We start from the raw sequence: 13943 nt of genomic DNA, 5'->3' as shown, positions 1-13943 counted from the left end.
TCCGGTCAGGCCTTCGGGCGGCGGCTGGCGCGGATCGCGCGCTGGGTCATCTGCGCGGTGATCAGCACGAGGAAGATCACGAAGAGGATGTTCGCCAGCTGCGGGTCGACCACGGCCGCGACGATGGCCCCGAGCGGAGCGGTGAGACACGCGGCGACGCCCACGACGAGACCCGCGACGAGATCGACGTTGCCGTGGCGGATGTTGCCGATGGTGCCCGAGATCGTGGTCGGGATCATCATCAGCAGCGAGGTGCCCTTGGCGACGAGGTCGCTCGCGCCGAACAGCAGGATCAGCACGGGGACGACGATGATGCCCCCGCCCACGCCGATGAGGCCCGACAGCACCCCCGTGACGAACCCGGCGAGGATGAGGGCCGCGCCCGACCAGAAGGTCAGGTGGATCACGGCGTCGCGCGACGGGATGACGAAGAACAGGCTGACCATCACCACCACGAGGAAGCCGACGAAGATCCAGCGCAGCAGCGGTTCGGACAGGCGGTGCAGCAGCAGCGTGCCGATCTGGGCGCCCACGACCGCCCCGATCGAGATCAGCAGCGCGGCGACCCAGTCGACGGCGCCCTGCGCCGCGTAGGAGATGACGCCCACGGCGGCCACGGGGATGATCGCGGCGGAGGACGTGCCGGCCGCGAGCTTCTGGCTGAAGGCGGCGAGCACCACGAGGATCGGCACGATCACCGTCCCCCCGCCCACGCCGAAGAGGCCGGAGAGGAATCCCGCGAGCAGCCCGGCGCCCGCGAAGGTCGCGATCGCACGGGGTCCGCGGGCTCGGAGGGTATCGATCACAGGCACACCCTACCTTTCGAAAATGGCAGGTCGGACAGCACTTCTCCTGTCGGAACGGTAGGGATCCGCGCCCACCCACCCGAGCCTGTGGCGGCGCTGTCACGGCGCCGCCGATCGCGCGGCGTCGTCGTAACCACACGATCCCGCAATCGGCAAGGGTCTTTCTCGCTCCGCCGACGCCGCGGAGGGTGGAGGGCACGTGGACGATGAGGAGGCGCGATGAAGGCGATGGTGTACCGGGGGCCGTACAAGGTGCGGGTCGAGGAGAAGGCCATGCCGCCGATCGAGCATCCGAATGATGCCATCGTGCGCGTCACGCGCGCGGCGATCTGCGGATCCGACCTGCACCTGTTCCACGGCATGATGCCGGACACCCGCGTGGGAACGACGTTCGGCCACGAGTTCATCGGCGTCGTCGAGCAGGTGGGCCCGTCCGTGCAGAACCTGCAGGTGGGCGACCGGGTGATGGTGCCGTTCAACGTGTACTGCGGATCCTGCTGGTTCTGCGCCCGGGGGCTGTACTCGAACTGCCACAACGTGAACCCCAACGCGACCGCCATCGGCGGCATCTACGGCTACTCGCACACGTGCGGCGGGTACGACGGCGGTCAGGCCGAGTACGTGCGCGTGCCCTTCGCGGACGTCGGGCCGAGCGTGATCCCCGACTGGCTGGGCGACGAGGACGCGCTGATGCTCACCGACGCGCTGCCGACCGGCTACTTCGGAGCGCAGCTCGGCGACATAGCCGAGGGCGACACCGTGGTGGTGTTCGGCGCGGGACCGATCGGGCTGTTCGCCGCGAAGTCGTCGTGGCTGATGGGCGCCGGCCGCGTGATCGTGGTGGACCACCTCGACTACCGGCTCGCCAAGGCGAGGGAGTTCGCGCACGCCGAGACGATGCACTTCGGCGAATACGACGACATCGTGGTGGCGCTGAAGAAGGCCACCGACTACCTGGGGGCCGACGTCGCCATCGACGCCGTCGGCGCCGAGGCCGACGGCAACCTCATGCAGCACATCACTGCTTCGAAGCTGAAGCTGCAGGGCGGCTCGCCGATCGCCCTGAACTGGGCCATCGACTCGGTGCGCAAGGGCGGCAACATCTCGGTCATGGGGGCGTACGGCCCGCTGTTCTCCGCCGTGAAGTTCGGCGACGCCATGAACAAGGGGCTCACCCTGCGGATGAACCAGTGCCCCGTGAAGCGTCAGTGGCCTCGTCTGCTGGAGCACATCAAGTCCGGATTCATCGTCCCGAGCGACATCATCACGCACCGGCTGCCGCTGGACGACATCGCCGAGGGATACCACATGTTCTCGGCGAAGCTCGATGGCTGCATCAAGCCCGTCATCGTGCCGTCCGCCGCCTGACCCGCCTGATCCACGAAGAGGAGAGCCACATGCCGTACACCGCCGAGGACCCGCGCCACTGGTCCGCCGACGAGCTGCGCGCCCGCATCCCCGGATGGGGAGCCGACGTGGACCCGGCCGACCGGCCGTCGTACCCCAAGCAGCGCTACGCGCCCGGGGAGACCGGCGCGCACTGGGAGCTTCCCGAGCAGCAGCCCGAGCACACCCCGCGCGAGCGCTCGATCGAGCACGCGCGTCTGACGCCGGTGTTCGGCACCGCCGCTCCCCTGCACGGGCTCTCCGGCGCGATCCGTCGCTTCGCGTACGCACGCTACAGCGAGGGCCGCGCCGCCCACTGGCTGCTGCTGGTGCTCGGCGACCGCGTGGACGCCATCGAGAGCCACCTGCGCTCGCTGTTCACCACGCACCCGGATCAGCCCCTGACGCAGACCGGTGTCCTCAGCGAGGGCCGTCGCCACGGGATCACGTCGCGCTTCGGCCACCGCCGCGCCGACGTGAAGCACCAGTGGCTGGATCCGATCCTCGTCGCGGGGCCGTGGATCCTCGCGGTCTGGGGCGTCGTCGCGGTGACCCGCCGCGCGTTCAGCCGGCGCTGAGCGTCACGCCCGGCGGCGGCTCGCCCGCGCGATGAAGTAGAGGACCGCGCCGAGCAGGACGAGGGCGCCGCCGAAGAGCCAGACGATGCCCCGCTGCTGCGTGAGCAGCAGGATGCAGGAGGCGATGCCGAGCACCGGCACGAAGGTCCAGACCTTGAAGTGGTCGTGCTCGACGCGATCGCGGCGCAGCACAAGCACCGAGACGTTGGCGCTCAGGAACACGAACAGCAGCAGGAGCACAACGGTCTCGGCCAGCATGGCGAGGTCGCCGAGCAGCGTGAGGGCCATCGCGACGAGCGTGGTGGCGAGGATGGCCACCCACGGCGTCCGACGCTTGGGCAGCACGCGGGCGAAGACCGAGGGCAGCAGGCCGCCGTCGGCCATGCCGTAGGTGAGGCGGCTCGCCATGATCATGGTCAGCAGCGCGCCGTTGGCGACCGCGATGAGGGCGATGAGGCTGAACAGCCACGCCGGAACCGCCACGCCGCTCGCCTTCACGACGTCGAGCAGCGGGCCGCTCGACTCGGTGAGCTCGGCGGGCGGCAGGGCGATGGCGGACGCGAGCCCCACGAGGATGTACACCGCACCCGCCACCGCGAGGGCCCCGAAGAGCGCCCGCGGGTACGACCGGCGGGGATCGCGCACCTCCTCGATGACGTTGGCGGAGGTCTCGAAGCCGACGAACGAGTAGTAGGCGATGATGGCGCCGCTGAGCAGGGCCATGCCGACGCTCGTGCCGGTGGGGGCCTCCATAACGCGGGAGAGCTCTCCCCCGCCGCCGGCCACGAAGATCCCGACGACCGCGATCACGATGACGAGGCCGCTCAGCTCGATGACGGTCATCACGACGTTGGCCCCCATGGACTCGCGGATGCCGCGCGCGTTGAGCGCGCCGACGACCGCGAGGAAGGCGATCGCCACCGGCGCCGCCGGCACGTCGAAGAAGGTGCCGAAGTAGTCGCCCGCGAAGGCGAGAGCGAGACCCGCGGCGCTCACGACACCGGCCGCGAGCATGCAGAAGCCGACGAGGAACGACACGAGGGGGCTGCGGAACGCGCGCTCGGCGAACACCGCGGCGCCGCCGGCCTTGGGGTACTTGGTGACGAGCTCGGCGTACGATCCGGCCGTCAGCAGCGCCAGCAGCAGCGCGAGCAGCATGGGGGCCCAGAGGAGACCGCCGACCTCACCCGCCAGCACGCCCATCAGCGCGTAGATGCCCGCGCCCAGCACATCCCCGAGGATGAAGACGAACAGCAGGGGCCCTGTGATCGCTCGCCGCAGTCGGGTATCGTCCGTCGTCTCCGTCGCCATGGCTTCAGCCTGCAGCCAGGCGGCCCGGATCGCCACTGCTTGACCGCCGGCGCCCGGGGCCGCTATGCGGCGGCCCCGGGCGAGCTCAAGCCACGGGCAGCACGGCCGACAGGCGGCCGTCGACCATCTCGAGGACGCGGTCGCAGTGCTCGAGCACGTCGCGGTCGTGGGTGACCATAACGACGGCGACGCCCGACCCCTGTGCGCGGTCCGCGAGGAGGCCGACGACCTCGTGGCTGCGACGGCGATCCAGGGCCGCGGTGGGCTCGTCCACCAGCAGCAGCGACGGGTCGTTCACCAGCGCGCGGGCGATGCCGACCCGCTGGCGCTCGCCTCCGGAGAGCTCACCCGGACGATGCCCCGCCCGGTGAGCCATGCCGACCGAGTCGAGCAGCGGCTCGGTGTCGACGCGACGGTTGCCGGCGAGGCGCCCCGCGAGGCGCAGCTGGTCGGCGGCCGTGAGGGAGGGCAGCAGGTTGCCCGACTGGAACACGAACCCGATGCGGCGCAGGCGGAACCGGGTCGTGGCGCCGCGCGAGAGGGTGGCCAGATCCGTGCCGTGCACCCGGACCGTTCCGCTGTCGGGTCGCGCCAGCGCCCCGCCGATCGCCAGCAGAGACGACTTGCCGGATCCGGAGGGCCCCACGATTGCGACGAACTCGCCGGGCATCACCGTGAGCGAGACGCCGTCGAGGGCGCGGACGCGGGAGTCGCCGTCGCCGAGCTCGAGCGTGACGTCGGACATCTCGAGGGCGGGAATGCTGCTGTCGGTGGTCATCGCTGTCCTCCCAGGGCGCGAAGCGGGTCGATTCGGACGATGCGGATCACCGCGACGGCGGCGCCGAGGAGACCGAGGCCGATCGTGAGCGCGGACGCGATCGCGATCGGTGCGGGTTCGAGGTCGAAGGGCATCGCGTCGGGCATCGCCGCGCCCATCCCCACGCCGGCGGCGACGCCGACGGCCGTGAATCCGACGAGCAGGATCGCCGCCTGGGCGAGGCTGTCGCGAAGCAGGTAGCGGCTCGAGGCGCCGACCGCGCGCAGCACGGCGATGTCGTGCGTGCGCTGGATGGTCCACACGGTGAAGAAGGCTCCGACCACCAGCGCGCAGATCGCGTAGAGGAAGACCTGGATCATCGTCAGCGTGAGCGTCTCGGCCTCGTAGCCGGGCGAGGCGTTGAACGACTCGGCGAGCGTCATCGTGGTCGTGTCCGCGTCCTGGTCGAGCGCGGCGAAATCGGGCTCCGCCCCGTCGTCCGCGCGGAGGGCGACGACGCTGGAGTACGGGAAGTCGAGCGCGTCGAGCTGCGCGGCCGTGGGGGCCCCGGGCTGGGCCGCGCCGGCGGCGATCAGCTGCCAGGTCCGCACCGGCAGGTAGGCGACGTCGACGTGCCCGAAGGTGGCCTGCCCCTCCGTGAAGCCCACGACGGTGAGCTCGAGATCGAGCCGGTCGAGCGTGACCACCGTGCCGATGTCGACACCCGCCTCGCGCAGCGGCTCGGAGACGACGATGCCGGCGATGTCTCCCAGCCCCTCACCGTCCGACACGGCGGGGGCGAGGAATCCGTCCGGCTCGACCCCGAACAGGGTCAGGTCGATCTGCGTGCCGTCGTCCGTTGCGCCGTTGACGATCGTGACGCCCATGGGCTCGGCCGCGGCGATGCCGTCGGCGTCTTGCCACGCGGAGAGCTGCTCTTCGCCCACCACGGAGCGGCTGAACGCGTTGTCCTTCATGGTGCCCTGGTCGAAGGCGAAGGCCGTGGCGGGCAGCGCCTTCAGACCCGATACGCCGTCGTTGACCAGGCCCGAGGACAGGCCCGACAGGAACACGACGAGAACCGAGATGAGGGCGATCACCACGCCCATGAGGGCGAATCGGCCGCGAGCGAAGCGGAGTTCGCGCAGTGCGAGGAACATGGCACCTTCCAGACGAGGTAGCCGACACCGTGTCGGCATCTTGATGACAGTGTGTCACCAACCACGTCGGGGGCCAAATCGTCAGGCGATCCCGTCCACCAGGAGGCGGTACACGTCGTCCGCGACGACGCGGTGGTCCCTGCCATGCGAGACCAGCTGGATCCCTGCCCCGAGCACGCCCTGCACGAGCATGACCGCACTGCCGGCGGTCGAGACGCCGAGGTGCTCGAGAACGCGGACGACCGGCCGCAGCAAGGCGTCGTGCAGCACCATGAGGTCGTCGAAGCTGCTGGGGCTGAGGTCGGCCTCCCGCAGTGCTCCCGCGATCTTGTGTCGCCCCTCGGCCGTCATGGCCATCGTCGCGTCGACGAATCGGCGCAGCTCGTCCAGCCCCGGCTCGGCATCCGCGAGCTCGCGCTCGATGTCGACGTCCCACCGCTCGATCGCGTCGATGGCGATGGCCACCAGCAGGTCATCCTTCGTGGGGAAGTACGCGTAGAAGCTCGACCGCCCGAGCCCCGCACGCTCGCACACGCTGCGCGGGGTGACACCGGCGAGGCCGGACTCGACGAGCACCGCCTCGCCCGCGCTGATGAGGGCGGCGCGTTGCGTGGCGCGATGCTCGGCCACGGTCGGTGCGGAGATCTTCGGCATCTCGCAATTATCCAGCGATCTAGCTGGACTCCCTCGCGACGAGGGAGACGCGCGGCTCGTGATCGGCGCCCAGGTCCGGTTCCCCCTGCGCCGCGCTGAGAGCGATCGAGGCGAAGTAGCGGCCCAGGCCCTCGTTGTCGACGTGGATCGTGGAGATCGCCGGGACGAACAGCCGCGACAGTGGCGCGTCGTCATGGCCGACGACGGACAGGTCCTCCGGAACGCGGAGGCCGAGGCGGAGCGCCGCGCCCACCACCATCGCGGCGATGTCGTCGTTGTAGGCCACCACGCCGTCGACGCCCCGCTCGCGCCACTTCGCGACGACGTCGAGCGCATTGCGCTCGTCGACGTCCTCGCAGGCGATGGGCGCGATGCCGGCCTCGGCCGCCGCGCGGTCGGCGACACGTCGACGAGACGACACGAGCGATGCGAGGCGCGGATCGGCCTCCGCGGCGAACGCCAGACGGGAACGTCCGCGCTCGACGAGATGCTGCACCTGCAGGGCGGGGCCCTGCCCGAAGAGCGCCCGGTCGAGATCGGCGTCGCCGGCCTCCGGCCCCGGCGTGACGACGGGCACCCCGCTGCCGGAGATCTCGTCGTACCGCTCCCTGCTGAACGGCAGCATCCCGATGACGACGTCGGGCTGCAGGGTCTCCCACAGCGGCCGGGACCGCCCGCCGCGGTGCGGGGTCATCGTGACCAGCGAGTATCCCGCGTCGTCCAGCACCATCGACGCCTCCTCGAGGTGCCGGTTCATGCTGTACTCGATCGGCCAGTCGGGCAGCACGAGGAGGATGATCCTCGACTTCCCGCTTCTCAGCGCCTGAGCCGCGACATGAGGCCGATAGCCCAGGCGCTTCGCCGCGGACAGGACGCGTCGCCGCGTCGCCTCCGAGATCGTCTGACCGGGCGTCGCGTTCAGGACGAATCCGACCGTCGCGCGCGAGACACCCACCTCGCGCGCGATGTCCGCCGCCGTCACCCGCCGGCCGTCGATCGTGGCCACCGTCGTCCCCCTCGCGTCCGCCGCGGTCCGGTGTCCGCGGTGTACTTGCACGTTCTAGCTATCCATGTATAGCATCGAGCTCGCAGCTAGCACGCGATAGTTCTGGCGCACCCGCACCTTCTGGACAATGGAGTCTCCATGGCAACCGAACCCGACGGTTCAACCCCTCCCGCGCCCCAGGCGCTCCCGCTCGCCCCCGCCGCGATCGTCGAGGCGGTGGGTCCCGCCTCGGACGAGGCGATCCCCCGCGCCAGCGGCCTGTACATCTGGCTGCAGGTTCTCGGTCAATTCGGCGTCTTCGTCGCCTTCATCACCCCGATCGCGATCTCACTGGCGATCCGGCTCGCCGAGCTCGCCCCCGGACGCGACGAGTACCTCGGATTCATCACCGGATCCGGCGCGCTGGTGGTCATGCTGACCGCACCGCTGTTCGGCACCCTCAGCGACCGGTTGCGCACGCGGTGGGGACGGCGCCGCCCGTTCATGGCCGTGGCCATGGTGGTCGGAGTGGTGTCGCTGCTCGTGATGGCTCTGGCCCCCAACGCGCTGATCCTCGGCGCCGGCTGGATCCTCGCGCAGATCGGCTGGGGCCAGGTGCTGCAGAACCTGCAGACGTCGATGGCCGACAAGCTGCCCGAGTCCCAGCGCGGCAAGGTCGCAGGACTGACCGGCTTCGCCACCCAGGTCGCGCCGGTGTTCGGTGTCGTGATCGGCGGCACGGTGGCCGCTGACCCGCTTCTGCTGTTCCTGCTGCCCGGAGCCGTGGGCGTGGTCTTCGTGCTGCTGTTCATCCTCTTCACCAAGGAAGCCGACACCCGGGGAGCCGTGTTCGCGGACGCGCTGTCCGTCCGATCGCTGTTCGCGAACTACGTCTACAACCCCCGCATGTACCCGGACTTCTCGTGGGTGTGGCTCAGCCGGTTCCTGTTCTACTTCGGCCTGACCCTCAACACGACCTTCACGGCCTTCTTCTTCGCATCCCGGCTGGGAGTCGGGGTGGCCGACGTCGCCCCGATCGTCGCCACGCTCGGAGTCTTCGGAATCGGCGCCACGACCCTCGGTGCGATCGGCGGCGGATTCCTCTCCGACAAGCTCCGCCGTCGCCGGGCCTTCGTGCTGATCGCCGCCGTCATCTTCGCGGCGGGCGCCGTGCTGATGGCGATGGCGACCGACCTGCCGATGCTCTACACCGGGTCTCTGCTCACGTCCGTCGGCATCGGCGCGTTCGCCGCCGTCGACCAGGCGCTGATCCTCGATGTCCTCCCCGAGAAGGAGACGGGAGCCGGCCGCTTCATGGGCATCATCGGGTTCGCGGTGTCGATCCCGCAGGCCGTCGCACCGTTCATCGCCCCGGTCTTCCTCGGGATCGGGGTGGGAGCCGCCGGCGAGAAGAACTACGGGCTGCTGTACTTCGTCGCCGCGGCCATCACCCTCCTGGCGGGTCTCGCGGTTCTCCGCGTGCGCTCCGTCCGCTGAATCCCCCACGCCCCGTCCTGCAGAGGAGCCACTCGTGACCCCCATGACCGCCGCTGTCTTCATCACCACCCCGGAACCCGCCGGAGCCGAGGGCGACCCGGCGGTGTACATCCGCCGGCCGTTCGAGCTCGCCGACCAGCCCACGCGCGCGACCCTTCGCGTCACTGCCGTCGGTCTGATCGAACCGCACCTGAACGGCGCGGTCGTGGGCGACGAGGTGCTCGCGCCCGGATGGACGTCGTACCGGCACCGGCTGGTCGTGCGCACACACGACGTCACCGACAGGATCCGTCCTGGTGAGAACGTCCTGGGTGCCGTGATCGGGCAGGGCTGGGCGCTGGGGAGGCTCGGCTGGGAGAACAAGCGCCATCACTACTCCGATCAGCCCGCCGCCCTGATGGAGCTGGAGCTCGAGTACCCCGATGGGAGGGTGCAGACGCTCGGAACGGACCAGACGTTCCGCTGCGCCACCGGGGGCGTGCGCGCCAACAGCATCTACGACGGGGAGGATTTCGACGCCCGCCTCGAACCGTCGGGGTGGGACGCCGCGGAGTTCGACGATTCTGCGTGGCGCCCGGCGGTGGGCTTCGACTGGCCGCTCGAGGCGCTCACCGAGTCGGCGGCCGAGCCGATCCGGCGCACCGAGGAGCTGCGTCCCGTCGAGATCATCCGCACACCGGCCGGGCGGACCGTCGTCGACTTCGGCCAGAACATCTCGGGGTGGGTCCGCCTGACCGTCGCCGGGCCCGCAGGGGCGACCGTGACGCTGCGCCACGCGGAGGTGATGACGGGGGGCGAGATCGACTTCGAGACGATCCGCACCGCGCAGGCGACCGATCGGTACACCCTCCGCGGGGCCGGGACCGAGGTGTGGGAGCCGCGGTTCACGTTCCACGGCTTCCGCTACGTCGACGTCGAGGGCTGGCCGGGCGAGCTCGCGCCCGAGGCGCTCACCGCCGTGGTCGTGCACTCGGACATGACCCGGACCGGGTGGCTCGAGACGTCCGATCCGCTGCTGAACCAGCTCCACTCCAATGCGGTGTGGTCGATGCGGGACAACTTCGTCGGCGTCCCCACGGACTGTCCCCAGCGCGACGAGCGGCTGGGCTGGACGGGAGACCTCAACGCGTTCGCCCCGACAGCGGCGTTCCTGTATGACGTTCGCGGGGTTCTCGGCTCCTGGCTGCGCGACCTCGCGGCCGAGCAGAAGGCGGCCGGCTTCGTCCCCTGGGTCGTCCCGGACGTGCTGTCCACGCCCTCCTCCCCCACCGCGCTGTGGAGCGATGTCGCCGTCAGCCTGCCGTGGGCGCTCTACCGCGAGTACGGCGAGACGAGCATCCTCCGCGACGCGTACGACTCGATGACGGCCTTCATCCGCCAGGTCGCCGGTCTCCTCGATGAGAACGGACTGTGAAGCACCGGGTTCCAGTACGGCGACTGGCTGGATCCGGACGCCCCGATCGACAACCCGGCCGGTGGGAAGACGGATCGCCATCTCGTCGCCTCGGCGTACCTCTGCCGGACCACTCGCGAGATGGCGGACACGGCGGAGATCCTGGGTCGTTCCGAAGACGTCGCGGAGTTCCGAGCCCTCGCGGATCGGGTGCGCAATGCCTTCCGCCGGGAGTATGTGACCGAGACCGGCCGCGTGGGCGGCGACACCGTCACGGGCTACGCGCTCGCCATCGCGTTCGACATCCTCGACGACTCGCAGCGGCAGCACGCGGGCGACCTCCTCGCCGCCCTCGTCGCGAAGGCCGGATACCGGATCTCGACGGGCTTCGCCGGCACACCCCTCGTCACCGACGCGCTCTCGCGCACCGGGCACCTCGACGAGGCCTACCTCCTCCTGCTCGAAACGGGCTGCCCGTCCTTCCTGTACCCGGTGACGATGGGCGCCACCACCATCTGGGAGCGGTGGGACTCGATCCGCCCCGACGGCACGATCAACCCGTCGGGGATGACGTCGCTCAACCACTACGCGCTGGGTGCCGTCGTCGACTGGATGCATCGCACCATCGGCGGGCTGACCGCGACGGAGCCCGGGTACCGGCGGATGCGCATCGCTCCGCTCCCCGGTGGCGGCCTCACGTCGGCCAGCCTGCGCCACACCACGACCTTCGGCGATGTGACGGTCTCGTGGTCGCTCTCGGGGATCACCATGTCCGTCGAGGTGACGATCCCTGAGGGCACCGACGCGACCGTCGTCCTGCCCCAGCACCCCGCGGGCGAGACCCACGAGATCGGGGCCGGGGCTCACCGGTGGACGTACGAGATCCCCGCCCACGCACGGGCGCGCAGCTTCAGCCTCGACTCCACGCTCAAGGAGCTCGCCGACCACCCCGCCGCGTGGAGGGCCTTCACCGAGGCGTTCGCCGTCCACTTCCCCGGGGTGCCGCTGGACGGCTCGGCTCCCGAGGCCGCCTTCATGTCGGTCGCCACGATGCTCGAATACGTCCCGGGGGCCTCCGATGCCCTCGGGGAAGACCTCGCCGCCGCGCTCGCCGGCGTCTCAGAAGGAGTGCCCGCATGACGTTCGACATCTCGACCTGGACGCTCGATCAGAAGGCATCGCTGCTCTCCGGGCGCGACTTCTGGTCCACCAGGGCCATCGCCGAGCGGGGCGTGCCCTCTCTCGTGATGACCGACGGACCTCACGGCATCCGCCGACAGGACGGAGACTCGGATCACCTCGGGATCAACGACAGTCTTCCGTCGACGTGCTTCCCGCCGGCCGTGGCAGTCGGGTCGAGCTGGGATCCCGCCCTCGCGGCCGCCGTGGGCGAGGCCGTCGGGAGAGAGGGCCGGGCATTCGGCGTCTCGGTCGTCCTCGGCCCGGGGGTGAACATCAAGCGATCGCCGCTCTGCGGCAGGAACTTCGAGTACTACTCGGAGGATCCGCTCGTCTCCGGCGTCCTCGGTGCCGCGCACGTCACCGGGCTGCAGGACGCCGGCCCCGGCGCATCCGTGAAGCACTTCGCGGCCAACAACCAGGAGACGGACCGCATGCGCGTCAGCGCCGACGTCGACGAGCGGACGCTGCGGGAGATCTACCTTCCGGCCTTCGAGCGGGTCGTCACCGAGGCTCGCCCCGCGACGGTGATGTGCGCCTACAACAAGGTCAACGGCGTCTACGCCTCCCGCAACCCGTGGCTGCTGACCGACGTCCTGCGTCGCGATTGGGGATTCACCGGCGCGGTGGTCTCGGACTGGGGCGCGGTCAGCGACCGCGTCGAGAGCGTCCGCGCCGGCATGGATCTGGAGATGCCGGGCAGCGACGGCACAACCGACCGTGAGGTCGCCGCAGCGGTCCGGGAGGGACGCCTCGACGAGGACCTGGTCGACGAGTCGGTGCGGCGGGTGCTCGCACTCACGGCGCTGCGGCCCGAGGCCGGCGAGGAGTTCGACGTCGACGCGCACCACCGTCTCGCTCGCGAGGTGGCGGCAGACTCGATCGTGCTGCTGAAGAACGACGGAGCGCTGCCCCTTCGCCCGACGTCGACGGTCGCCGTGATCGGCGGGTTCGCGCGCACACCCCGGTTCCAGGGCGGGGGAAGCTCGCACATCAATCCGACCCGCACCGATCGGGCGCTCGAGGAGATCCGCGCCCTGGCGACCGACCGCGGTATCCGCGTTCTCGACGCGGAGGGCTTCTCGCTGGCCGCCGATGTCTCCCCCGAACAGGCGGAGTCGCTGCGATCCGCCGCGGTGGCCGTCGCCGGCGCCGCCGACGTCGCCATCGTCTTCGCCGGGCTCGGCGATCGCGAGGAGTCGGAGGGGTTCGACCGTTCCGGCCTGCACCTGCCCGACGCCCAGATCGACCTGATCCGCGCGGTGTCCGAGACGTCCGCCCGAACCGTTGTGGTGCTCTCCAACGGCGGTGTGGTGTCGCTGGAGGGGTGGCACGACGACGTGGACGCGATCGTCGAGGCCTTCCTCCTCGGCCAGGCCGGCGGCGGCGCCATCGCCGACATCCTGTTCGGCGTCGTCAACCCGTCGGGTCATCTCGCGGAGACCATCCCGCTGAGGCTCGAGGACACCCCCAGCTGGCTCAACTTCCCGGGCGAGCAGGGTCACGTCCGGTACGGCGAGGGAGTCTTCGTCGGCTATCGCTACTACACGACGGCCGGTGTCCCCGTCCGCTATCCCTTCGGACACGGGCTCTCCTACACGAGTTTCGACACCGGGGGCCTCCAGGTGACAGAGACCGGAGCCGACAGCGCACGTGCGGTGGTGACCGTCACGAACACCGGAGCGGTCGCCGGAAAGCACGTTGTGCAGGTCTACGTCTCGACCGATGCCGGCCCCGTCCGGCGGCCTCTGCGCGAACTGCGCGCGTTCGCGAAGGTGCGCCTGGAGCCCGGCGAGAGCCGTGCCGTCGCGGTCAACCTCGATCGCCGGGCGTTCGCCTACTGGGACATCGAGCTCGGCCGCTGGGTGGTGCCTTCGGGCGCGTACACGGTGCAGGTGTGCGCGGATGCGTCGACCGTGCTCGCCGAGCAGGCGCTGGCCTTGACGGGCGACGAGATCGTCCGCGAGCTGACCATGGACTCGACCGTCGGCGACTGGTTCGGCCACCCGGTCGTGGGGCCCGCACTGATGGCCGGCATGGCCGCCGGGATGACGCCGGAGCAGGCCGAGCAGTCCGAGAAGAGCGCCGATGACCTGCGCATGGTCGAGTCCATGCCCATGCGGCAGTTCCTCGTCTTCGTCAACGGCGCGATCCCGCCGGAGGCCCTCGACCAGCTCATGGAGCTGAGCAGGACGGCGGCCGCCTGAGGCTCCCACCTTCCTTCCCCCTCCTCACCC

The 13943-nt window shown here is 70.5% G+C and carries 11 protein-coding genes and 1 pseudogene; 6 read left to right on the top strand and 6 right to left on the bottom strand.

The window, feature by feature from the left end; translation table 11 throughout:
• Positions 1–5: 5 nt before the first annotated feature.
• Positions 6–806 carry a sulfite exporter TauE/SafE family protein gene (locus tag ACOKGD_RS03390; RefSeq protein WP_342336784.1) on the bottom strand — a complete coding sequence of 267 codons (801 nt, stop codon included), beginning with the start codon at positions 804–806 and terminating at the stop codon, positions 6–8.
• Positions 807–1025: 219 nt separating this feature from the next.
• Here ACOKGD_RS03390 and ACOKGD_RS03385 point away from each other — a divergent pair, with 219 nt between their 5' ends.
• Positions 1026–2174: a zinc-dependent alcohol dehydrogenase gene (locus ACOKGD_RS03385; protein WP_342336786.1), complete on the top strand. Its 1149-nt coding sequence runs from the start codon at positions 1026–1028 to the stop codon at positions 2172–2174.
• Between the two features lie 29 nt (positions 2175–2203).
• Positions 2204–2770 carry a hypothetical protein gene (locus ACOKGD_RS03380; protein WP_342336787.1) on the top strand — a complete coding sequence of 189 codons (567 nt, stop codon included), beginning with the start codon at positions 2204–2206 and terminating at the stop codon, positions 2768–2770.
• Between the two features lie 3 nt (positions 2771–2773).
• Here ACOKGD_RS03380 and ACOKGD_RS03375 read toward each other — a convergent pair whose 3' ends face one another.
• From ACOKGD_RS03375 to ACOKGD_RS03355, 5 genes are all read right to left on the bottom strand, one after another.
• A complete protein-coding gene (locus ACOKGD_RS03375; protein WP_342336789.1) occupies positions 2774–4081 on the bottom strand; it encodes an APC family permease in 1308 nt (435 codons plus the stop codon).
• An 85-nt stretch (positions 4082–4166) separates the two neighbouring features.
• On the bottom strand, positions 4167–4859 hold the full coding sequence (locus tag ACOKGD_RS03370; RefSeq protein ID WP_342336791.1) for an ABC transporter ATP-binding protein: 693 nt from the start codon (positions 4857–4859) through the stop codon (positions 4167–4169).
• Complete coding sequence (locus tag ACOKGD_RS03365) at positions 4856–5998, bottom strand: ABC transporter permease (RefSeq protein WP_342336793.1); 1143 nt, start codon at positions 5996–5998, stop codon at positions 4856–4858. The genes ACOKGD_RS03370 and ACOKGD_RS03365 overlap by 4 nt, the downstream gene beginning before the upstream one ends.
• A gap of 81 nt (positions 5999–6079) precedes the next feature.
• Positions 6080–6652, bottom strand: coding sequence for a TetR/AcrR family transcriptional regulator (locus tag ACOKGD_RS03360; RefSeq protein WP_342336794.1), 573 nt, complete (start codon positions 6650–6652; stop codon positions 6080–6082).
• 19 nt (positions 6653–6671) lie between these two features.
• On the bottom strand, positions 6672–7658 hold the full coding sequence (locus tag ACOKGD_RS03355; protein ID WP_342336795.1) for a LacI family DNA-binding transcriptional regulator: 987 nt from the start codon (positions 7656–7658) through the stop codon (positions 6672–6674).
• A gap of 138 nt (positions 7659–7796) precedes the next feature.
• Here ACOKGD_RS03355 and ACOKGD_RS03350 point away from each other — a divergent pair, with 138 nt between their 5' ends.
• From ACOKGD_RS03350 to ACOKGD_RS03335, 4 genes and pseudogenes are all read left to right on the top strand, one after another.
• A complete protein-coding gene (locus ACOKGD_RS03350; protein WP_342336797.1) occupies positions 7797–9134 on the top strand; it encodes an MFS transporter in 1338 nt (445 codons plus the stop codon).
• Between the two features lie 43 nt (positions 9135–9177).
• Positions 9178–11142, top strand: a pseudogene (locus ACOKGD_RS03345) (family 78 glycoside hydrolase catalytic domain); the annotation flags it as partial.
• Positions 11140–11667, top strand: a complete 528-nt coding sequence (locus tag ACOKGD_RS03340; RefSeq protein ID WP_342337163.1) for an alpha-L-rhamnosidase C-terminal domain-containing protein — start codon at positions 11140–11142, stop codon at positions 11665–11667. The pseudogene ACOKGD_RS03345 and the gene ACOKGD_RS03340, both read left to right, overlap by 3 nt.
• Positions 11664–13913 (top strand): glycoside hydrolase family 3 C-terminal domain-containing protein, encoded by a 2250-nt coding sequence (locus ACOKGD_RS03335; RefSeq protein ID WP_342336799.1) that lies wholly within the window; start codon positions 11664–11666, stop codon positions 13911–13913. The genes ACOKGD_RS03340 and ACOKGD_RS03335 overlap by 4 nt, the downstream gene beginning before the upstream one ends.
• Positions 13914–13943: the final 30 nt, after the last annotated feature.

It is taken from the genome of Microbacterium phosphatis (assembly GCF_049177115.1).
GTDB classification, from domain to species: Bacteria; Actinomycetota; Actinomycetes; order Actinomycetales; family Microbacteriaceae; genus Microbacterium; species Microbacterium phosphatis.
Note: the sequence above shows the minus strand (reverse complement) of the source record. Positions and strands in the feature narration are given on the sequence as shown.